The organism is Methylomarinovum tepidoasis (genome assembly GCF_030294985.1).
Classification (GTDB): domain Bacteria; phylum Pseudomonadota; class Gammaproteobacteria; order Methylococcales; family Methylothermaceae; genus Methylohalobius; species Methylohalobius tepidoasis.
The window spans coordinates 1,052,205-1,073,342 of the sequence record NZ_AP024718.1 but is presented as its reverse complement, the minus strand read 5'-3'; the positions used below and the strand labels follow the sequence as shown (position 1 = coordinate 1,073,342).

Genomic DNA, 21,138 nt, shown 5'->3' with positions numbered 1-21,138 from the left:
TCGTCAAAAACGCAACCTGGGCCAGCGCACCCGCCACAACTGCCACCAGAGACCGGCGGCCTTGGCATAGGTGGTGAGATTGATCGCCCACCACACCCCGGCGCTGTCCCAGCCGAGGCGGAAAGTGAGATACCCCGCCAAGGGAATCCGCAGCAGGTTGAAGGGGGCGCTCCACCAGAAGGCCGCACGGGTCGCCCCACCCCCCTCCAGCACCCCGCCGGCCAGCGCTTCGAAGGCCACGCACCATTGGGAGAAGGCCAGCAGGCGGGCGTAAAGCACTGCCTCGCGGTGGACTTCGGGATCGTCGCTGAAAAAGGCGGTGAACCGTTCCGCGCCGAACCAGAACACCAGGCTGGCGAGGGTGCCGAATCCCAAGGCCAGCCACGCGGCGCTGCGAATGGTCTGGCGCACCCGAGCCAGGTCGGCGGACCCCAGGTGGCGGCCGGTGAGGCTGGCGGCGGCCGCCGCCAGCCCCCAGAACAGCGGCCAGGTAAAACCCTCCAAAGCGGAATAGCCGATGCCGAGGGCGGCGTTGACCGCCGGCCCCAGGGGAGAAATCACCCACGCCAGAAGACCCCAGTAGGCCAGGGCATACAGCGCGGTGCCCCAGGCCACCGGCGCGCCGATGGACAGAATCCAGCGCAATACGTTGTCGGGAATCAGATCGCCCCCACGCAATCCGGTCAGGCGCACCAGCCAGGCCAGCCCCAGCGCCACCGCCACCCCCCGGCTCAGGCCGGTGGCCAGAGCCGCCCCGCCGATGCCCAGATCGAGGCGATAGATGAACAGCGGATTGAGAACGGCATTGAGGACGGTGGCGATCGCCTGAAGCCCCATCACCAGCCGCGTCCGCCCCATGGCGATGAATACCGAATCGATCAGGGGCGCCAGCGTCAGGGGAAGCCCGGCGCAGGCGAGCCAGAACAGGTATTCGGCCGCTTGCGCCCGCACCGCCGGGGCCAACCCCAGCAGAGCGGCGATCCGTTCGCTCCCCAAACCCAGCCCCGCCAGCGTCAGGGCGCCGATCAGCAGAGAACCGGTCAGGCCGTTACCCACCACCCGGCGGCGCCAGCGGTCGTCCCGGGCGCCGGTGGCGCGCGCCGCCAGGGGGCCGGCGCCGGCGGCGACGAGACTGTAGAGGGCATAGAGGGCGATGAGGACGAAGGTGCAGGCTCCCACCGCCGCCTGGGCCGCCACCCCGAGCCACTGGACCGCGTACTGGTCGATGACCTTGAAGGCGTTGTTGAGCAGCACCGACACCGCCGCCGGCCAGGCCAGGGCGAACACCTGGCCGACGGTGACCGGCGCGTGGTTCAATCCCCGATCCACACCCGCGGTTCCTCGATCCAGGTATGGCGGCACTTGGGGCACTTTCCCGGCTTGCGCAGCTTGTCCCGGGAAAAAACGAAACCGCAGTGGCGGCAGCGCGCCGGCTCGACCCGCAGCTTCAGGCCCTCGCGGGCCAGGCTGCGTTCCAGATGGCGCAGATCGTCCTCCACGTCGCGGGGCTTGCATTCACACAGCTGCGCCAGCTCGCTCAGGGTGTAGGGCCGCTGGCGCAGCCACCGGGCCAATTCCTTTCTGAACACGGGAACCTCCGGCGGTTTTGACAGGCAGGAACAAACGCCTTATGGTAACGGCTTTTGCCGCCCGACCGCGATGGCCCGACGCAAACCGTCTTTCGAAGACCAGCTCAAACAGCTCGAGGAAATCGTCGCCCAGCTGGAACAGGGTGACGTGAGTCTCGAGGAGTCCCTCAAACTGTTCGAACGGGGCGTCAAACTGACGCGCCAGTGCCAGAAGGCGCTGCAGGAGGCCGAACAGAAGGTCCAGATCCTCACCCGGGGCGATGACGACGACTTTCAACTGCAACCCTTCCAAACCGATGACGACTGAACTGAACCGACTCAAGGACTTCATGACCGCCTGCCAGGCGCGGGTGGAGCAGGCCCTCGACCGCCGCCTGCCGCCGGCCGGCAAACTGCCGGCCCGGCTGCACCAGGCGATGCGCTACGCCACCCTGGAAGGCGGCAAACGTCTGCGCCCCCTGCTCACCTACGCCACCGGCCAGGCGCTGGACGTATCCCTCGACACCCTCGACGCCCCGGCCTGTGCGGTGGAGTTCATCCACGTCTATTCCCTGATTCACGACGACCTGCCAGCCATGGACGACGACGACCTGCGCCGCGGCAAACCCACTTGTCACGTCCAGTTCGACGAGGCCACCGCCATCCTCGCCGGCGACGCCCTGCAGGCCCTGGCCTTCGAGGTGCTGGCGAGCGACCCCCAGCTGGATGTCCCCCCGGCCCGGCGGGTGGCGATGATCGACTGTCTGGCCAAGGCCGCCGGCGCCGGGGGCATGGTGGGCGGACAGGCCATCGATCTGGCCTCGGTGGGGCTGCAGCTGGACCTGCCGGCCCTGGAGCTGATGCACATCCACAAGACCGGCGCGCTGATCCGCGCCAGCGTGCGCCTGGCGGCGCTGGCCAGGGCCGGCCTCGACCCTGAAATCGGCGAACGCCTGGACCACTACGCCAAGTGCATCGGCCTGGCGTTCCAGATTCAGGACGACATCCTCGACGAGGAAAGCGACACCGCCACCCTGGGCAAGACCCAGGGCAAGGACCGGGCCCAGAACAAACCCACCTACCCGGCCCTGCTGGGGCTGGCCGGCGCCAAGCAGAAGGCGCGGGAAATGCACGAACAGGCCGTCGCCGCCCTGGAGCCGCTGGGGGAACGGGCCGATTTGCTGCGGGCCCTGTCGCTGTTTATCATTCAGAGGCGCAATTAGTATAATCGCCCGGGGGCATGAGATTTCGGATCGCAACGACCCCGGGCCGACGACAACGAGGAGGTAACAGAATGAGCAACGAAAACGAAAACACCACGCCACCGAACGAGGAGGAAGGCCTGAAGGAAAAGGTCGAGGAAATCAAGGAAGAGGTCGAAGAGAAAGTCGAGGAAATCAAAGAGGAAGCCGAGGAGCAGGCCGGCAAGCTGGTGGAAACCCTGACCAGGCTGCGCACCGAGAAACCGCTGATCTTCTATGGCGGCATCGGCGCCGTGGTCGTCGTCATCCTACTGTTGCTGCTGCTGGGCGGCGGCAGTGGCGTGCAGCAGGTTCAGGTGCCGGCGCTTCAGGTCGGCCAGACCTACAAACTGGTCAACCCCAACGTCACCGGCGGCGGCGACGTGCTGCTGCTCCAGGCCCCCGGCCGCATGGGCGCCACCGATCCCGAGTTACGTGCCAAAGAACAGGTCTGCGTGGTCAAATCCGGCACCCCGGCCAAACTGGTGGATCAGACCGTGGTCAACTACGTGAAGTACGCCAAGGTCGAACCTCAGGCAGGCGACTGCGCCGGCAAACAGGGCTGGACGCCGGTGATCAATCTGAAGCAGTAACGTTCCACCCCGGCCCTCATCTGCTGAAAGGCGCAGCTTAGGCTGCGCCTTTCGCTTTTACAGATCCCGCAGCAACGTCAGGGGACTGGCGCGCAACACCCCGCGGCAGCTCCACATCCCCGCCACCGAGGTCAAGACCGCCCCGATCAGGGGCAACCCCCACCAGACCGCCGCCCGGGGGCGGAAATCCAGGTGAAACACCCATGTATACAAGCCCCAGGCCAGCGCCTCGCTGACCGCCACCGCCAACACCCCGGCGATACCTCCCAACAGCGCAAATTCCAACCCCTGGCTGCGGCGCAACAAGCGCTGCCGTGCTCCCAGGGTCCTCAGCAGCGCCCCTTGCCGAATCCGGGCGTCGAGGGCGCTGCGCACCGCCGCCGCCAGCACCACCACCCCGGCCAGGAGGGCGAAACCAAGCATGGCCTGGACCGCGAAACTGACCTGGCGCAAAATCCGGCGCAGGTGTTTCAGGATCATGTCCACGTCGATCAGGGTGGCGTTGGGGAAGGCCCGCAGCAGCGTGGCCAGCTGCGGCTGACGGTCGGGAGGCAGATAGAAGCTGCTCATGTAGGTGGCGGCGAAGCCGTCGAGGTCGCCGGGCGCGAAGATGACGTAAAAGTTGGGGGTCATGGAATCCCACCGCACCTGGCGGATGCTGGTCACCACCGCCTCCAGACGGCGCCCTTCGATGAGGAATGCCAGCCGGCTGCCCAGTTCGATCCCCAGGCTTTGGGCCAGGTCGCGCTCGACCGACACCTGCGGGCCCGCCTGCCTGGGCCACCAGCGCCCCGCCAACAATCGGTTGCCCCGGGGCAGGCGGACGGCCCAGGTCAGGTTCAGTTCCCGGTTGACCGCAGCCTCGCCGACGCTGTCGGGCCGGGCGCGTCGTTTGACGTCCTCACCATCGATGGCCAGCAGGCGGCCGCGAACCACGGGATAGAAGGCGCTGGGCTTGGCGCCGATCTGCCGCAGGCTTCGCTCGAAATCCGCCACCTCGCCGGGAAACAGGTTGATGACGAAATAGTTGGGGGCGTCGGCCGGCAGCTGCGCCCGCCAGGTTTCCAGCAGATCCCCCTGTACCCGCGTCCCCAGCGCCATGGCCGCCAGGGTGACGGCGAAGGCGAGGATCTGCCCCAGGGCGGCGCCGGGATGGCGGGTCAGCCCCAACAGCGCCAGGCGGCCGGCGAGGGGCCAGCGATCGGCCCAAAGGCGCAGTCCCCACAACAGCGCCATGGTCAGGAGCGCCAGCACCAGCAGCGCGGCCGAACCGCCTCCCAGAATCCAGGCGATCAGGCGGGGCTCGCCGCTGAAACGCCACAGTAGGCTGCCCACCGCCAACAGCGCCGCGCCATAGACCAGCCAGGCACCGACCGGGATCGGCAGCAGGTCGCGCCGCAGCACCCGCAGCGGCGCCACCCGGCGCAGCCGCAGCAGCGGCGGCAGGGCGAATCCCAGCAGCAGCACTGCGGCCACCAGGGGGCCAAAGCCGAAATCCTGCCAGCGGGGCGCGACCAGATGGGGAGGCAGCAGCGCCCGCAGCAACCGGACCAATCCTTCCTGCAGCGCCCAACCCGTTCCGCTGCCCACAAGACCTGCGCCGAGTCCCAACAACAGAAACTGATACAGATGGAGCCGCAACACCCGCATCGAATCCGCCCCCAGACACTTGAGCACCGCCACGGCGTCGAAATGGCGCTCGCTGTAGCGCCGGGCCGCCATCGCCACCGCCACTCCGGCGATCACCACCACCACCACGCTCGCCAGCCCCAGGAAACGTTCGGCACGGCGCAATGCGCGGCCGATGTCGGGGCGCTCCTGATAGATGTCGAGCAGGCGCTGCCCCGGCTGCAGGTGCTTTTCGAGCCAGACGCGCAAGCGGCGGATCCGGGCCTCGTCACCGGCGAAAAGATAGGCGTAATGGGCCCGGCTTCCGGGGCCGAGCACCCCGGTGGCGGGAAGATCCTTCAGGCGCATCAGCACCCGCGGCGCGAAACGGGAGAAACCGCCGCGCACGTCCGGCTCGAAGGTCAAGACGCCGTCGATGGCCAATCCGGCCTCCCCCACGTGGAGGACATCGCCCACCTCGAGCCCCAGTTCCCCGGGAATGCGGCGCGCCACCCAGACGCGGCCCGGCGGCGGCGGATGTCGGACCTCGGCCTCAATCCCGCCGCGGCGGACCTTGAGCCAGCCGCGCAGGGGGTAACCGGCGCTGACCGCTTTGACCCCGGCCAGCAGCAACCGCTCGCCCTCCACCAGCATGGTGGCGAACGCCACCGTCTCGGCGGTTTCCAGCCCCAACGCCCGGCCCTGTTCCAGCCACGCCCGCGGCAGGGGGCGATGGCCGGAAACCACCAGATCGGCGGCGAGGAAATCGGCCGCCTGCAGGGTCATGGTCCGGCTCAGGCGGCCGCCGGCCAGCACGATGGCGGTGGTGGCGGTGACCGCGATCAGCAACGCCAGCAGCAGTATCCCCAGTTCGCCGCCGCGCCAGTCGCGTTTGAGCAGGCGCCAGGCCAGACGCAGATCGTTCATGGCGTCCCCCCTACGATACGGCCGCCATCGAGCACCAGGGTGCGCCGGCAGCGGCCGGCCAGGGCCTCGTCGTGGGTCACCAGCACCAGGGTGGTGCCGTGGGCCCGGTTGAGCTCGAACAACCGCTCGATCACCTGGGCGCCGGTGCGGCGGTCCAGGTTGCCGGTGGGTTCGTCGGCGAACAGCAGTGCCGGCTCGGTGACGAAGGCCCGCGCCAGGGCGACGCGCTGCTGCTCGCCGCCGGAGAGGTGGCGCGGCAGGTGATGGAGGCGGTGGCCCAGCCCTACCCGCTCCAGCAGCACCTGGGCCCGCTGCCGCGGTCGGCGGCCGCCCTTGAGCTCCAGCGGCAACATCACGTTCTCCAGGGCGGTCAGGCTGGGCAGCAGCTGGAAATTCTGGAACACGAAGCCCACCCACTCGCCCCGCAGCGCCGCCCGACCGTCCTCGTCCAGGTCGTTGAGGCAGGCGCCGGCCAGGTGGATACGGCCGGCCGTGGGCAGATCGAGCCCGGCCAGAAGCCCCAGCAGGGTCGATTTGCCGGAACCGGAGACACCGACGATGGCGACACTTTCGCCGGCCTCGACGGTCAGATCGATGTCGGAGAGAATGTCGAGACGACCGTCCCCGTAAGGGACGGATTTGCACACGCGTTCAGCGACGAGAATCGGAGAGGGAATGGTCATGCGTATCGCGGGTATCCTGCTGTTGTGGCTGCTGTCGCCGGCCGGCTGGGCGGTCACCGTGCTGGTGCTGGGCGACAGTCTCAGCGCCGGCTACGGCATCGACGTGGAACGGGGCTGGGTTGCGCTGCTGGAAAAGCGCCTGCAAAAAGAACACAAAGGCGCGCGCGTTGTCAACGCCAGCATCAGTGGCGAGACCACCGCCGGCGGCCGCCGGCGCCTGCCCGCCCTGCTGGCCCGTCACCGGCCGGACATCGTCATCCTGGAACTGGGCGGCAACGACGGCCTGCGCGGCATCCCGCCGCAGCGGATGGCGGCCAATCTGGCGGCGATGATCGACCAGGCCCGTCAGGCCGGCGCCAGGGTGCTGCTGCTGGGGATGAAGATCCCGGCCAACTACGGCCCCCGCTACCGGCGGCAGTTCGAGGCGGTTTTCCAGCGCCTGGCCAGGAACAAGCAGGTTGCCTTCGTGCCCTTCTTCCTCCAGGACGTGGCCCTGCGCCCGGGGCTGATGCAGGCCGACGGCATCCATCCCAACGCCGAAGCCCAGGACGAGATGCTGGCGCGGGTCTGGCCGGCGCTCGCGGCCATGTTAAACTGAAAAGCTAAAAGCAAAAGCGAAGGCTGCCGGCCTCAATCCTCCGGGACGCGATGAATCCATCCCTGGATGCTCGATACTCGGCCATCCAGACCGAGTACGCCCTCCGGATTGACGGCCGGCAGCCTTCCACTGATCGACCGTTCGTCAGCGAGGATTCTTTCACATGCTCTTGTCGCCGATGTTGTGCGATGCCGACCAAAGCCAGCTAGTGGTGGTGGACATCCAGCCGCGCCTGCTCGAAGCCATGCCGGAGGCCGAACGGGAACGGATGCTGGCCACCACGGCGATGCTGATCCAGGCCGCCGCGGCTTTGAACGTGCCGGTGCAGGTCACCGAGCAGTACCCCGAAGGGCTGGGCGCCACCTGTGAGGAAATCGCCGCGGTGCTCCCTCCGACCGTCACTCCCTTCCCCAAGACCGGCTTTTCCTGCACCTGCGCCGCGCCGTTCCGCCAGGCGCTGGCGGCCGACAGCCGCTCCCAGATCATCCTCACGGGCCAGGAAGCCCACGTGTGCGTGCTTCAGACCGCCTTCGCCCTCCAGGGCCCGTATCAGGTGTTTGTGGTGGAGGATGCGGTCTGCTCGCGCCGCCCGGAACACAAAATCTACGCCCTCGAACGCATGCGCCAGGCCGGCGTGGTGGTCGTGTCGGGGGAATCGGTGCTGTTCGAATGGCTGCGCGACGCCAAGCATCCCCGCTTCAAGGAACTGGCCCGTCTGATCCGATGACCATGACGCCACGACGACTCATCGACCGCATCCGCCAGGGTGACGAGGTGGCCTTCGCCGACGTGCTCGAAGCCATCGCCGCCCATTACCATTACACCCCCACCGCCTTCGCCAACGGCCTCGGCGCGAGACGCTTCGTCAACGCCGCCGGCGAGAACGAAGGTTCCTGCAAGGTGTTCGCCTTCGCCCGGCTGCACGGCCTGGAGGAAGCGGAAACCCTGCGGCTGTTCGGCGAGCATTACCGCCACGTCCTCGACACCCCGACAGGCACGGATCACCGCAACATCCGCACTTTCATGGCGGACGGCTGGAAGGGAATCGAATTCTTCGGCGAGGCGTTCAGACCGCGGCGCTGACGCGGCCTGAACGCTCAAGGACAGACGACCGGCACCTCGGTCTGCAGTTCGATGCACTTTGGCGAAACCGCCGCCGTCATCGCCACCGCCTCGACCCCGGCGGCCAGCGCCTCCCGCAGCGTCCGGCCATAGACCGGGTCGATGGCGTCGGCCGGGCGCATTTCCCGGGCATCGCTGCGCTGGATGCAGAAGAAGATCACCGCCCGCCGGCCCTGGCGCGCCATCTCCGCCAGCTCGCGCAGGTGCTTCTGCCCTCGGGCGCTGACCGCATCGGGAAAGGCGGCGATACCGTTCTCGACCAGGGTGACGTTCTTCACCTCCACGTAGCAGGGCGGGCGCCCTTCGGCCTCCAGCAGCAGATCGATCCGGCTGCGCTCGCGCCCGTAGCGGACTTCGCCGCGGATGCTGTCATAACCCTGCAGGGAAGCGACACGACCGGCGGCGATGGCTTCGCGCACCAGCCGGTTGCTCAGGCCGGTGTGAATCCCTACGAGAACGTCCGGCCGTACCTCGACCAGCTCCCAGGAATGGCGGTATTTGCGCTTCGGATCGCCGGTGTCGCGCAGCCACACCCGCATGCCGGGCTCGGCGCAGCCCTTGAGGGAGCCGGTGTTGGGGGTGTGGGCAGTGATACGGCGGCCGTCGCTCAGTTCCACGTCGGCGAGAAAGCGCTTGTAGCGCCGCAGCAACCGCCCTTCCAGCCAGGGCCCCTCGAGCCGCATCAGGGCAGCTCGAGCTGGTTCTCCACCTTCCTGACGCCGTCGATGTACCAGCAGTCGTGCTCGGCCAGCTTGATCTGCTCCGGCACCGGCACCCGGCCTTTCAGGGTCACATCACCGTTCCTACAGGTGAAGAGGATTTCCTCGTGGTCCACGAAGGGATCGATGTCGAGCGCCAGAACGATGGCTTCCTTGAGCTGGTCGTCGTTGTCCTCCTCCGGCGGCACCACTTCGAGGTCGTTGACCACGTTGCGGCTGCCCGGCACCCACCAGGCCATCACCTCGATCAGGCGGCGGTCACAGAGGGAACGGGCCCGGCCCTCGAGATAGACGGTTCCGTCCTCCACGTGCAGGACGATCCGCCCCGGATGCTCGGGATTCTCCCGCCAGAGTTCTTTCTCGCCCTTGCGATTGAGGGTGACGAGATCGTAATGGGCCAAGGCCAAATCGTCGAGAATCATCTTGCGCAGATGGACGAGGATTTCGTCGTCGCCCATCGCTTCCGCCGGCTTGACCGTGAGCCGGTCGTCCACGGCGGTCACCCCCGGCACTTCCTTCGCCACCAGGGGCGCGCGGCGCTTGGCGGAGATTTCCGCCACTTCCCCGGTCAAAGTGACGACGCCGCCCTGACAGTCGATGGCGATCTGATCGCGGTGCGGGTTGACCCAGGGATCCACTTCGAATGCCGCATAAACCGCCTTGGCCAGTTCGTTGTTCATCGTACCTCCGGTTGTTGAATGGATTTCGGTGTTATTCTAATCGTAATGTCACCGGTTTACGCCACCATGCTGAAAAAATTACCGCTTCTGGCAGGACTGCTTCTGTCACTGGCCGTCCGGGCCGACACGTTCGTCCTGCCACCGCCCGACGAGGACTTGGTGGGCCGGGTCACCGTCACCGAGGTCGAAGAGGGCGACACCCTGCTCGACATCGCCCGCCGCTTCGATCTGGGGCAGAACGAGATCCGCCTCGCCAATCCGGGCCTGAGCCGCTGGGCGCCGCCGCCTGGGGCGGAGGTGGTCATCCCCAAACGCTTCATTCTCCCCGACGCCCCCCGGCGCGGCATCGTGCTCAACGTCCCGGAAATGCGGCTGTACTATTTTCCCAGACCCCGCCCCGGAGCCCCCCCGAAAGTCGTCACCCATCCGGTCAGCATCGGCCGCATGGACTGGTCCACCCCCCTCGGCACCACCCGCGTGGTGGCCAAGGTCAAGGACCCGGTCTGGCGCCCGCCGGCATCAATCAAGAAGGAACACGCCGAGAAGGGCGACCCGCTGCCCGACGTGGTTCCCGCAGGACCGGACAATCCCCTGGGGCGGTACGCGATGCGGCTCGGAATCCCCGGCTACCTGATCCACAGCACCAACAAGCCGCTGGGGATCGGCATGCGCGTCACCCACGGCTGCGTGCGCATGTACCCGGAAGACATCGAAATGCTGTTTCCGGAGGTGCCGGTGGGCACGCCGGTGACTATGGTCGACCAGCCGGTCAAGGTGGGCTGGCTGGCCGGGGCGCTGTACATCGAGGTGCATCCACCGCTGGAGGAAACCGATGACGGCTACGACACGCTGCTGGAACAGGCGCTGGCGCTGATCGCCAGGAAAACCCTGGGCTTGAAGGTTCAGATCGACGGTTCGGCGCTGCGGACCGCCCTGGAGGAGCGCAGGGGGATTCCGGTCAGAATCTCCCGTGATGGGCCATCCCTGCCGTTGCTGACCGCCACAAAAAACTGAGCCCCGCCAAACGGCGGGGCCCGGTCGGATATCGGCTGCAGATGGCCGTTATTTCATCATCGATTTCTGGAACATCTTTTCCATGTGGGCCCCGTGGGCGGCGCACATCTGCTTGCACTCCTTGGCCAACTCTTCGGCTTCGGAGGCATGCTCGTGAGCGGTGGTAGCTTCGCTCAGAGCCTTGTGAGCAAGAGCATCGGTCTGGGCGAGTTTGGCTTCAAGTTCATGGATGCTATGGTGCATATGATCCATTTCCTCACGGGACACTTGAGACGCACAACCGCTCATCAGGACGACGGCACCCGCAACGACAAAAAATCTGGCAAACGTTTTCATGATGAACATCCCCCTTTGTTATCGATAGTCCATACAATGGAGATCATCACACAGTCAACCCTCCAAAGTCAAAAGTTCAGCGGATCACCACCGTCGTGCCCACGCCGACCCAGCGGGCCAGCCGCTCGATCTCTTCGTTAGTCAGGGCGATGCAGCCGCGGGTCCAGTCGAAGCGACGGTGGATGCGGGGATCGGCCCGGCCCAAGCCGTGGATGCCGATGTAGCCGCCCAGCGGGGTGTCCTGGGGCGGGACGGTGTTCTCGAAACTGGCCAGAATCATGTCGCGGAAGGTGTGATCGTCGATCAGCCCGGCGCGCCAGCCGCGCCGGGCGTGGGGCAGCGAGGGATAGTCGAGACCGAAGAACAGATGATACTTGCTCTTGCGGTTGATCCAGCCGATGTGGAACACCCCCAGCGGGGTCTTGTTGTCTCCGGCGTGCTTGTCCAGCGTCACCCCGGCGCGGCCGATGGCGATGTGGTCGAACACCGCCACCGCCCGCTCGCCCTGCATCACCTTGAGGCGGTGGGCCCGGGTGTCCACCAGCACCCAGGGACGTTCCTGCGCCTGTCCCCAGGCCAGACATGAGAGCCCCAGCAGCACGATACCCCAGAGCCACTGACTGCGCATGGTTCCTCCCTCATCCCGGTGGTAAACTCGTGGTCACGAAATACTATAGGCAAACAGGGGGAAGACCGCCATGCGAATCGAAGTCCGCCAAACCCGGCCCTATCCGGATCAGAAACCCGGCACTTCCGGCCTGCGCAAGAAGACCCGGGTATTTCTGGAAAATCCCAACTACCTGGAAAACTTCGTCCAATCCATCTTCGACTGCCTGCCCGACAAAGCGGGCAAGACCCTAGTTCTCGGCGGCGACGGCCGGTATCACAACCGTAAGGCGCTGCAGACCATCGTCAAGATGGCGCTGGCCAACGGCTTCGGCACCCTGCTGGTGGGCCAGGGCGGGCTGCTTTCGACCCCGGCGGCCTCCCACCTGATCCGCAAGTACCACGCCCTCGGCGGCATCATCCTGTCGGCCAGCCACAACCCCGGCGGCCCCGACGGCGACTTCGGCATCAAGTACAACATCGACAACGGCGGCCCGGCGCCGGAGAAATACACCGAGGCGTTCTACCGCCGCAGCCGGGAAATCGACGAATACCGCATCGCGGTCATGGACGACATCGACCTCGACACCCAGGGCGAACACCAGATCGACGGCGCCATCCTCCGCATCATCGATCCGGTGACCGACTACGCCGAACTGATGGCGCAGTTGTTCGACTTCGACCGCATGCGCCAGGCGCTCGGCAGCGGCAAAGTGTCCATCTGTTTCGACGCCATGCACGCGGTCACCGGCCCCTACGCCAAACGCATCCTCGAAGACCAGCTCGGCGCCCCGGAAGGCTCGGTCATCAACGCCGTGCCGCTGGAAGACTTCGGCGGTGGCCATCCCGACCCCAACCTCACCTACGCCCGGGAACTGGTGGAGAGGATGTACGGCCCCGACGCCCCCACCCTGGGCGCCGCCTCCGACGGCGACGGCGACCGCAACATGATCCTGGGCCGCGGTTTCTTCGTCACCCCCAGCGACAGCCTGGCGCTGCTGGCCGCCAACGCCCACCGCGCTCCCGGTTACCGCGACGGCCTGCGCGGCGTAGCCCGCTCCATGCCCACCAGCCGGGCGGTGGACCGGGTCGCCGACGCCCTCGGCATTCCCTGCTACGAAACCCCCACCGGCTGGAAGTTCTTCGGCAATCTGCTCGACGCCGGCAAGATCACCCTCTGCGGCGAGGAAAGCTTCGGCACCGGCTCCGACCATGTGCGCGAGAAGGACGGCCTGTGGGCGGTGCTGTTCTGGCTCAACATCGTGGTCGCCTCCGGCCAGGAGGTGGCAACCCTGGTCCGGGACCACTGGCGCCGTTTCGGCCGCAACTACTACACCCGTCACGACTACGAAGCCATCGCTGCCGAGACCGGCCACGCCATTATGGACGACTTGCGCCGCAAGCTGCCCGAGTTGCCCGGACAGCATTTTGGCAGCTTCACCGTCGAGGCCGCCGACGACTTCAGCTACACCGACCCGGTGAACGGCAGCGTTACCACTGGCCAGGGCATCCGCATCTTGCTGGAACCGGAGGCACGACTGATCTTCCGGCTCTCCGGCACCGGCACCGAGGGCGCGACCCTGCGCATCTACATGGAACGCTACGAGCCCGATCCAACCCGCCTCGATCTCGACACCCAGGAAACCCTGACGGAGTTGATCGAACTGGCGGAAACCCTGAGCCAGGTGAAACAGCGCACCGGCCGCGACGGACCCACGGTCATCACCTGACCGGAGCGGCCCGCTGGGACATACCAAAGTCCTGCGGTAAGATAGCGACAAAAAACCATAACGCCACTGAGGAGGAAGCCATGTTCGCCACGTTCCTGCGCCTGGCACTGCTGCTGGCGCTCGCCCTGCCGGTCGTCGCCGCCACCGACCCCAAGGCCCTGATCGAACAGTACCACCGCGATCATCCCGGCAAGGGCAAGTTCGCCGGCCACTGGCAGCCCATTCCCATCCAGCGCTACTGGAATCCGGTGGATTTCTACGAGCCTCCCAAGACCGTCCAGGGGAAAGTCGGGCGCGACCAGTGCGTCGCCTGCCATCAGGGGGTCACCCCGGGCTTCGTCAAGGCCTGGCAGGACAGCACCCACGCCCATCTCGGGCGCATTCGCACCCTGCCCGATTCCGACGTGCGCGCCTACAAGAAGAAGCTGCTGGCCGAAGTAGAGGCCAACCTGGTCGAACAGGGGCTGCTGAAGCAGGGCGAGCACCTGCAGCAGGTGGGCTGCATCGACTGCCACGGCGGCGTCGGCAAGGACAAGATCCGCCACGACAAGGACCTGCGTCTGCCGGACCGGGCGGTGTGCGGCACCTGTCACGTGCAGCAGTTCGCCGAGGCCGAATCCGAGAAGGAACAGACCTGGCCCCAGGGGCAGTGGCCCAAGGGCCATCCCTCCCACGCGGTGGACTGGAAGGCCAACGTGGAGACCGCCGTCTGGGCCGCCATGGCCGAGCGGGAGATCGCCCAGGGCTGTGACCAGTGCCACTACCAGCAGAACAAATGCGACGGCTGCCACACCCGCCACAGCTTCTCCGCTGCCGAGGCCAGGCAGCCGGAGGCCTGCGCCACCTGCCACAACGGCGTCGACCACAACGAGTTCGAGAACTATCTGCTGTCCAAACACGGCACCGTCTATCAGACTCACAAACAGCAGTGGAACTTCGAGGCGCCCCTCAAGGACGCCATCGCCCGGGGCGGCTACACCGCGCCCACCTGCCAGCTGTGCCACTTCGAATACCAGGGGCAGTTCAGCCACAACCTGGTGCGCAAGGTGCGCTGGGGCTTCAACCCCACCCCGGCGATCGCGGAAAACCTGGACCATCCCTGGTTCCAAAAGCGCCTGGACGCCTGGGTCGGCACCTGCAGCCAGTGCCACTCGCCCCGCTTCGGCCGCACCTGGCTGGAGACCGCCGACAAGGGCATCCTCGCCGGGCTGAAGGTGGAGCAGGAAGCCAAACAGGTGGTGCAGAAGCTCTACGACGACGGCCTGCTGCCGGGACAGAAGACCAACCGCCCGGCCCCGCCGGCCCCGGCGCAGGACGCCCCGGGCGGCTTCTTCCAGCTGTTCTGGGCCAAGGGCAACAACCCCTCGCGGGTGGAGCGGGTCTATGCCGAGATGTGGGAGCACGACCTGATCAAGCTCTACAAGGGGCTGGTGCACGCCAACCCCGGCGGTTACACCTACAGCGAGGGCTGGTCGCCGCTGCTGCGCGACTATACCGAGATCATGGATGAGAACACCCGCCTGCGGGCTGAGGCCAAGACCCGGCTCGCCTTCCTGCCCGACTCCCTGCGGCTGGCGGACACCGACCTGCGCCTGCCTCTGGGCGCGGCGCTGCTGGTGGGCGGTCTGGTGGTGCTGGGCCGGCGCAAGTGAGACGTCTCTGGCTGGGCGGCGCCCTGCTGTTGGCGGGCGCCGCCCTCATCGCCAGCTTCTTCTGGCCCCGCCCGTCACCGTGGCAGGTGACCACCGAGCCGGTCCCGGTGCCGGCCGATTACCACGGCCGCCATCCCATCGACGCACTCACCCGCTGGCGGCTGCAGCATCCCGACGGGCGCCGCCTGACCCTGTACGTGGCCCGCTATCGGGACGATGACGACCAATCCCGCCAGGCCCTCGTGCCCGCGCCGGACACGCCCACCTGGGAACACTGGCAGGCCCTCGGGGAAGCCCTGAACCGACTGGAACCGGACGCCCTGGTCCTGGCCTGGTGGGACGACGCCCAGCGGGTCGATCTTCTCAGCGGGCGGAAGGTCTGGGTGAGACAGCCGCCGGCGGACGCCTTCGCCGCCAGGGACCGGGCGTTGTGGCGCCGGCTCAGCGGCGGTTTCAGTGACGATGAAGGCCGGCTGCGGCGACTGGCCCGCTGGCTGACCGCCCCGGCCGGGGAAGGGCTGGCCGCGCTGCACCGCGACACGCCGCCGCGGCCCCGCTATCTGCTGGTGAACGCCGATCTGCTGACCCGGGCGGACGAAGTCGAACGGCTGGCGGGGGTGAAACTGCCTCTGGAAGTGAGGATCTTCCCGCCGGGCGACGGCCTCCATGCCCAGATCGCCGCGGTCCAGCGCTGGGCCGGGGAAACCGGTCTCGGCTACCTGCCCCGGAAGATTCCCGCCGGCATCGCCGCCTGGCGCCTGGCAGCCCCCGCCGACGTCCTGCTGCTGCACCTGCTTCCCTTCACCGCCAACCCGCCACCCCCTGCGGGACTGACGCCGGTCTTCCAGACGCCGGGGCGGCAGCTGCAGCTGTTCCGGCTTCAGTAACGCCCCTGCCGCTGCCAGCGCTCGGCGATGGCTTCCACATTGAGATCCTCCGGCCCCTCGCGCCAGGCGGCGTGGTAATTGACGTCCTGGCTGTGGGGCGCAGGATCGGGACGGTGGATGCAGATCCGGGTGGGCAGCGGCACCGCCTCCCCCATCACCATCGCCTCACCACGGCCGAGGGTGGAGAGCACGTCCACCAGATCGCTTTCGGCGTCGGGCACCAGGTCGCGCACATAGGCCTGGTCGTCCGGATTGGTCAGGCGCAGGCAGATGAAGGTGCTGCACTGGGCCAGCACCGTCTCCGACAATTCGTGGGGACGTTGACTGATGACCCCGAGGCCGACGCCGTACTTGCGCCCTTCCTTGGCGATCCGCTCCATCGACCGCCGGGTGCCCTCGAACCGGCTGCCGCCGGCACGGGGGATGTAGGCATGGGCCTCCTCGCACATCAGCACCAGCGGGAACTCGCGCCGGCGCGGGTTCCAGTAGTTGAACTCGAACGCCAGCCGGCCAATCTGGGCCGACACCGCCGGACGCACGTCGAAGGGCACGCCGCTGAGGTCGATGACGGTGATCTGGCACCTGGGATCGCCAAGGCCGACGAAATCCCGCAGCAGCCCGGCCAGGGCCTCGGAAGCGTTGCGCCGCCGGGGTTTGAGGAGAAAGTCGTAGCGCACGTCGTTGAAGCGGCTCTGGAGCTTGACCAGGAACTCGTCGAACTGACCGAACAGGGGGCCTTTGGTCTTGCCGAAGTCGGTGCGCTGCTCGTTGGCGGCCTTGAACTCGCGGTACAGCTCCTCGATGGAAAACCAGATCGGCGCGTCGATGGAGACGAAGCCGATGTTGAGACGCTCGGCCTCCTGCTTCTTGAGCCGGTGCAGGGTGTCGCGCAGGAAGGCGGTCTGGATCGAGGCGCCTTCGTCGCTGCGGTCGATGAGCAGATCGATCAGCTCGCTGAAGGTCATCAGCCAGTAGGGGATCTCCAGGCGCCGGGCGTCCAGGTGGCGGTAGGTCCCCTCCGGGAAGGCGGCGTGCAGGGCGCCCTCGTCGTCGCGCCAGCAGTATTCGCCGTGAAGATCGAGGAGGATGACGTGGGCTTTGGGCATCGCCGCCACCGCCTGCTGCAACAGGCTGGCCACGGTCCAGGACTTGCCGGCGCCGGACTGGCCCAGGATGGTGAAGCTGCGTCCGAACAGGGCGCTGGGATTGAGGTAGGCGGTCTGCCCGGTGCGGCCGCTGATCTCGCCAATGCCAAAACCGAAGGCGCTGAAGGTGGCGAACATCTGCCGCAGGTCGTCCTCGTCCACCGCAGCGATGCCGGCGCCCGGCACCGGATAACAGCGCACCCCGCGCTGGAAACGGCGGCGCGCGTCCAGCTCCCCCAGCGGCAACAGCCCCACTCGGAAACCGTCATCCTCGGCCCGGCTCCAGTTGACCAGCCCCAGCACCCGGACGCCGCGGCCCTCGATCACCAAGAACTGTCCCAGCCGCGCCAGCGCCTCCTCCTCCACCCACGCCTCGAAACGGCTGGGCGCCACCTGCAACAACCGATTCCCCGTCATCCATCGGCTCCCTGAAAGACTCACCGTTACGATTAAAGGTAGCCGAAAATCCGCTTCAGTCCGGCAGACCGGTGCGGATACGGCCGTCTCCCAGCAAGGCGGCGATCCAGCGGGTCTGGGGATGCTCCTCCAGCAGCATCTTGCCCACCACAGTGATCGGCACCGACAGGAACATTCCCACCGGTCCCAGAATCCAGCCCCAGAAGATCAGCGACAGAAACACCACCAGGGTGGACAGGCCCAGGCCGCTGCCCACCACCCGCGGATCAATCAGGCCGCCGATGACGGTGTTGACCACCAGATAGCCGAGGGCAGTATAGAAGGCCCCCTCCGGTCCCAGCTGCACCAGGGCCAAGAGAATGCCGGGAATGGCGGCGATGAAGGAACCGATGTTGGGAATGAAGTTGAGGACGAAGGCCACCGAACCCCAGAGGATCGGATAGTCCACCCCCAGGAACGTCAGCCACAGGGCCACCGCCACCCCGGTGGCCAGGCTGACGAGGGTCTTGAGCCGCAGATAACGGCGCAGGTTGGCGAAAAAGCGCTCGAAACGGAACGCCCGGCTGGAGACGGAGAAGGCCGCCTGCAGCTTGGCCGGGAGGATGAACGCCTCCATGAACATGAAGGTCACGTAGAACAGGATCAGCGCCGTGTTGGCGAAGGCGTTGGTCAAGGTGGTCAGCAGGGTGCCGGCGAAGCCCATCAGGCGCCCGGCGTTGATGGTCTGCTCGAACTCCTCCTGGGACACGTCGATACCGAGGTCCTGCAACCACTCCACCAGCACCCCGAGGCTGGCCTGCAGCCGGGTCTGGTAATAGGGCAGGTTGTCGATGAAGTGGTTGATGGACTGGCCCAGAAACAGGCCGATCAGGGTCATGGCCACGATCAGCCCCAGCATGACGATGGCGATCGCGCCCCACGCCGGCATCTTGCGCTGGTAAAGCCAATCCACCAGGGGCCAGCAGATCATGGCGATGAACAGCGACAGCAGCAGCGGCGCCAGGATGTCGGCCGCCGCCTGCATGCCGGCGACGATGACGACGCCTGCGGCGATACTCAGCCACCAGGTATGGGCTTCAGATGAGGGCATGGTGACTCCGAAAACTGGAAACGGCTATAAAATAGCCCGAAGCCAACTTTCCTGCAGCACAATTCCATGAAAATGCCCTGTCAGCCCCTCGGGGACACCGGCCTGGAAGTCAGCCGCATCTGTCTCGGCACCATGACCTTCGGCGAGCAGAACACCGAGGCCGAGGCCCACGCCCAGATGGACCTGGCCTTCGAGCGCGGCGTCAACTTCTTCGACACCGCCGAGATGTATCCCATTCCGCCCAAAGCCGAAACCCAGGGCCGGACCGAAACCTACATCGGCAACTGGCTGGCCAAAACGGGGCGCCGCGACCGCATCGTCCTGGCCACCAAGGTGGCCGGTCCCGGTGACTGGATCGCCCATATCCGCGGCGGCCCCCGCCTCAACGAAAAGCACATCCGTCAGGCCATCGAAGGCAGCCTGCGACGCCTGCGCACCGACTACATCGACCTGTATCAGGTCCATTGGCCCGAGCGGCGCACCAATTTCTTCGGCCGTCTCGGCTATCGGCACCAGCCCGGGGCCGACGGCATTCCCATCGAGGAGACCCTGGCGGTCCTGGCCCGGCTGGTGGAAGAAGGGAAGGTGCGCGCCATCGGCGTCTCCAACGAAACTCCCTGGGGCGTCATGCAGTATCTGCGGCTGGCGGAGAAACACGGCTGGCCGCGGATCGTCAGCATCCAGAACCCTTACAACCTCCTCAACCGCAGCTTCGAGATCGGCCTGGCGGAGATCGCCCACCGCGAGAACGTGGGGCTGCTGGCCTATTCGCCCCTGGCCTTCGGGGTCCTGAGCGGCAAATACCTCGACGGCCGCCTGCCGCCCCGCTCCCGCCTGGCTCTGTTCCCGGCCTACCGCCGTTACAGCGGCCCCCACGTGGAACCGGCGGTGCGCCGCTACGTGGAGATCGCCCGCCGTCACCGGCTCGACCCGGCGCAGATGGCCCTGGCCTTCGTCAATTCGCGTCCGTTCCTGCTCGCCAACATCATCGGCGCCACCACTCTGGAACAGCTGGAGGCCGACCTCGCCAGCATCGAACTGGAACTGCCGGAGGCGGTGCTGCAGGAAATCGAGGCGGTCCACCGCTGTTATCCCAACGTGGCGCCCTAAGCGCCGGCAGCCGCGATCAGACCATCGCCGATCCCACGATCAGGTAGAGGATCAGGGCCACACCGGCCCCCAGCAGGGCGTAGGGGAACTGGTGGCGGATGTGTTCGATGGGCTCCACCCCGGCGGCGAGGGAGGCGATCATGGTGGTGTCGGACACCGGTGAACAGTGATCGCCGAACAACCCGCCGCTGAGGGCGGCGCCGACCAGCAGCGCGGTGGAAACCTCGAAGGCCTCCGCCATCGGCACCACGGTGGGGATGAGGATGGCGAAAGTGCCCCAGGAAGTGCCGGTGGCGAAGGAGATCAGACACCCGATGCCGAACACCAGGAACGGCAGCCACAGGGGATCGAGCTCCCCCCGCAGGGCGCCGGCCAAGTATTCGCCGGTCCCGAGGGCGTGGGTGGTCGCCCCGACGGAGAAGGCGAAGATCAGCAAGTACATCAGCGGCAGGATGACCCGCACCCCTTCGCGCACCGGGGCCACCATCTCCCGCCAGGGCAAAACGCCGTCGCGGCGGAAGTAGATCACCGTGGCGATCAGCGTCACCAGCACCGCGCTGAAGATGGCCAGCGGGGCATCACCGGTGACCAGCAGCAGGAGCAGGGCGCTGCCCACCAGCCCGGCGATGGGCCACCACAGATAGCGCGGGTGGGCGGGAGAGCGGGGGTAAGGTGCGATGGCGGTGCCGAAGTGGGGCAGGTCGCCGACGATCTTTTCCGAAACCGGCAACCGCCAGGGCAGTTCCCAGCCGGTGAGCGCCACCACCGCCACCAGGGCGATGGCGACCCAGCCGTAGAAGATGAACCCCAGGGATTTCACCAGCACCCAGGCAGGGCTCGCCACCCCCTGATCGGCCAGCAGGGTGATGATGTAGGCACCCCAGGCGTTGACCGGAATCAACATGCATTTGGGAGAACAGGTGGTGTCGAGAATGTAGCTCAGGCGCAGTCGCGGCAGCTTGTAGCGGTCGAACAGGGGCAGCGCCACCAGACCGGCGATGAGCACGCCGAAATAGGTTTCGATGAACAGCGCCATGCTGGTGAGGAAAGCCAGGCCGCTGACCTTGCGGGGATCGTTGTTCAACCAGCGCTCCTCGGCCCAGTGGATGAAGCCCTGAATGCCGCCGGAGCGCTGGATCAGGCCGATCAGCCCCCCGATCAACAGGCTGAAGACGATGATGAGGACATTGTCGCGGTCGGTGGCCACCTGCCAGACGGTCCTCACCATCCGCGCCGAGGCGTCCGGCAGCCAGCCCCCCTCCAGGATCAGGGCACCGAGAAAGATGTAGAGGCCGAGGGCCAGCAGCACGCGGCGGGTGATCATCGCCACCGGAATCGCCACCAGGGCGGGAAGCAGGGACAGCCAGGTCGACATGGTGGAAGTCCTATCCTTGTTGTTGCCAAAAGGGTTC

22 protein-coding genes are annotated in these 21,138 nt (G+C 66.9%); 11 read left to right on the top strand and 11 right to left on the bottom strand.

All coding sequences use genetic code 11. From position 1 onward, the window contains the following. Positions 1-3: 3 nt before the first annotated feature. On the bottom strand, positions 4-1,329 hold the full coding sequence (locus MIN45_RS05445; protein ID WP_286293894.1) for an MATE family efflux transporter: 1,326 nt from the start codon (positions 1,327-1,329) through the stop codon (positions 4-6). Then, on the bottom strand, positions 1,314-1,589 hold the full coding sequence (locus MIN45_RS05440) for a transcriptional regulator (RefSeq protein ID WP_286293893.1): 276 nt from the start codon (positions 1,587-1,589) through the stop codon (positions 1,314-1,316). The genes MIN45_RS05445 and MIN45_RS05440 overlap by 16 nt, the downstream gene beginning before the upstream one ends. 70 nt (positions 1,590-1,659) lie before the next feature. On the opposite strand from MIN45_RS05440, the gene MIN45_RS05435 reads away from it, so the two are divergent. The 3 genes from MIN45_RS05435 (at position 1,660) to MIN45_RS05425 (ending at position 3,402) form a co-directional block, all read left to right on the top strand. Beyond that, positions 1,660-1,896 carry an exodeoxyribonuclease VII small subunit gene (locus MIN45_RS05435; RefSeq protein WP_286293891.1) on the top strand — a complete coding sequence of 79 codons (237 nt, stop codon included), beginning with the start codon at positions 1,660-1,662 and terminating at the stop codon, positions 1,894-1,896. After that, complete coding sequence (gene ispA / locus MIN45_RS05430; protein WP_286293890.1) at positions 1,886-2,791, top strand: (2E,6E)-farnesyl diphosphate synthase; 906 nt, start codon at positions 1,886-1,888, stop codon at positions 2,789-2,791. The genes MIN45_RS05435 and ispA overlap by 11 nt, the downstream gene beginning before the upstream one ends. A gap of 71 nt (positions 2,792-2,862) precedes the next feature. Continuing rightward, the gene (locus tag MIN45_RS05425; protein WP_286293889.1) at positions 2,863-3,402 is read left to right on the top strand and encodes a hypothetical protein; all 540 of its coding nucleotides are present in this window, start codon (positions 2,863-2,865) and stop codon (positions 3,400-3,402) included. A gap of 57 nt (positions 3,403-3,459) precedes the next feature. Here MIN45_RS05425 and MIN45_RS05420 read toward each other — a convergent pair whose 3' ends face one another. Both MIN45_RS05420 and MIN45_RS05415 read right to left on the bottom strand, forming a co-directional pair. After that, complete coding sequence (locus MIN45_RS05420; RefSeq protein ID WP_286293888.1) at positions 3,460-5,937, bottom strand: ABC transporter permease; 2,478 nt, start codon at positions 5,935-5,937, stop codon at positions 3,460-3,462. Further along, a complete protein-coding gene (locus MIN45_RS05415; protein WP_286293885.1) occupies positions 5,934-6,620 on the bottom strand; it encodes an ABC transporter ATP-binding protein in 687 nt (228 codons plus the stop codon). Before MIN45_RS05415 ends, MIN45_RS05420 begins: the two co-directional genes overlap by 4 nt. Between MIN45_RS05415 and MIN45_RS05410 the strand changes: the two genes are divergently transcribed. The 3 genes from MIN45_RS05410 to MIN45_RS05400 all read left to right on the top strand — a co-directional run bounded on the left by MIN45_RS05410 (position 6,619) and on the right by MIN45_RS05400 (position 8,301). Next, a complete protein-coding gene (locus tag MIN45_RS05410) occupies positions 6,619-7,218 on the top strand; it encodes an arylesterase (protein WP_286293884.1) in 600 nt (199 codons plus the stop codon). The genes MIN45_RS05415 and MIN45_RS05410 overlap by 2 nt on opposite strands. 163 nt (positions 7,219-7,381) lie before the next feature. Then, complete coding sequence (locus MIN45_RS05405) at positions 7,382-7,945, top strand: isochorismatase family protein (RefSeq protein WP_286293882.1); 564 nt, start codon at positions 7,382-7,384, stop codon at positions 7,943-7,945. Between the two features lie 2 nt (positions 7,946-7,947). Beyond that, a complete protein-coding gene (locus MIN45_RS05400) occupies positions 7,948-8,301 on the top strand; it encodes a HopJ type III effector protein (RefSeq protein WP_286293881.1) in 354 nt (117 codons plus the stop codon). 14 nt (positions 8,302-8,315) lie between these two features. Here the strand turns inward: MIN45_RS05400 and sfsA are convergent, their stop codons facing one another. Beyond that, complete coding sequence (gene sfsA / locus MIN45_RS05395; protein WP_286293880.1) at positions 8,316-9,023, bottom strand: DNA/RNA nuclease SfsA; 708 nt, start codon at positions 9,021-9,023, stop codon at positions 8,316-8,318. Continuing rightward, positions 9,023-9,739 (bottom strand): BON domain-containing protein, encoded by a 717-nt coding sequence (locus MIN45_RS05390; RefSeq protein ID WP_286293879.1) that lies wholly within the window; start codon positions 9,737-9,739, stop codon positions 9,023-9,025. Before MIN45_RS05390 ends, sfsA begins: the two co-directional genes overlap by 1 nt. Positions 9,740-9,805: 66 nt before the next feature. Here MIN45_RS05390 and MIN45_RS05385 point away from each other — a divergent pair, with 66 nt between their 5' ends. Next, a complete protein-coding gene (locus MIN45_RS05385) occupies positions 9,806-10,753 on the top strand; it encodes a L,D-transpeptidase family protein (RefSeq protein ID WP_286293878.1) in 948 nt (315 codons plus the stop codon). A gap of 48 nt (positions 10,754-10,801) precedes the next feature. Here MIN45_RS05385 and MIN45_RS05380 read toward each other — a convergent pair whose 3' ends face one another. After that, complete coding sequence (locus MIN45_RS05380) at positions 10,802-11,089, bottom strand: Lpp/OprI family alanine-zipper lipoprotein (protein WP_286293877.1); 288 nt, start codon at positions 11,087-11,089, stop codon at positions 10,802-10,804. Positions 11,090-11,165: 76 nt separating this feature from the next. After that, positions 11,166-11,717 (bottom strand): L,D-transpeptidase family protein, encoded by a 552-nt coding sequence (locus MIN45_RS05375; protein ID WP_286293876.1) that lies wholly within the window; start codon positions 11,715-11,717, stop codon positions 11,166-11,168. A 70-nt stretch (positions 11,718-11,787) separates the two neighbouring features. Between MIN45_RS05375 and MIN45_RS05370 the strand changes: the two genes are divergently transcribed. From MIN45_RS05370 to MIN45_RS05360, 3 genes are all read left to right on the top strand, one after another. After that, positions 11,788-13,425, top strand: a complete 1,638-nt coding sequence (locus tag MIN45_RS05370) for an alpha-D-glucose phosphate-specific phosphoglucomutase (protein ID WP_286293875.1) — start codon at positions 11,788-11,790, stop codon at positions 13,423-13,425. Between the two features lie 80 nt (positions 13,426-13,505). Continuing rightward, a complete protein-coding gene (locus MIN45_RS05365) occupies positions 13,506-15,077 on the top strand; it encodes a multiheme c-type cytochrome (RefSeq protein ID WP_286293874.1) in 1,572 nt (523 codons plus the stop codon). Beyond that, on the top strand, positions 15,074-15,964 hold the full coding sequence (locus MIN45_RS05360) for a hydroxylamine oxidation protein HaoB (RefSeq protein ID WP_286293873.1): 891 nt from the start codon (positions 15,074-15,076) through the stop codon (positions 15,962-15,964). The genes MIN45_RS05365 and MIN45_RS05360 overlap by 4 nt, the downstream gene beginning before the upstream one ends. Here MIN45_RS05360 and MIN45_RS05355 read toward each other — a convergent pair. Then, positions 15,958-17,526 carry a helicase HerA-like domain-containing protein gene (locus MIN45_RS05355; protein WP_286293872.1) on the bottom strand — a complete coding sequence of 523 codons (1,569 nt, stop codon included), beginning with the start codon at positions 17,524-17,526 and terminating at the stop codon, positions 15,958-15,960. The two genes, MIN45_RS05360 and MIN45_RS05355, sit on opposite strands and share 7 nt — an antisense overlap. Before the next feature lie 55 nt (positions 17,527-17,581). Then, complete coding sequence (locus MIN45_RS05350; protein WP_286293871.1) at positions 17,582-18,616, bottom strand: AI-2E family transporter; 1,035 nt, start codon at positions 18,614-18,616, stop codon at positions 17,582-17,584. Positions 18,617-18,682: 66 nt separating this feature from the next. On the opposite strand from MIN45_RS05350, the gene MIN45_RS05345 reads away from it, so the two are divergent. Next, positions 18,683-19,726, top strand: coding sequence for an NADP(H)-dependent aldo-keto reductase (locus MIN45_RS05345; RefSeq protein ID WP_286293870.1), 1,044 nt, complete (start codon positions 18,683-18,685; stop codon positions 19,724-19,726). 16 nt (positions 19,727-19,742) lie between these two features. Here MIN45_RS05345 and MIN45_RS05340 read toward each other — a convergent pair whose 3' ends face one another. Next, complete coding sequence (locus tag MIN45_RS05340) at positions 19,743-21,101, bottom strand: Na+/H+ antiporter NhaC family protein (protein WP_286293868.1); 1,359 nt, start codon at positions 21,099-21,101, stop codon at positions 19,743-19,745. Between the last annotated feature and the right edge of the window lie 37 nt (positions 21,102-21,138).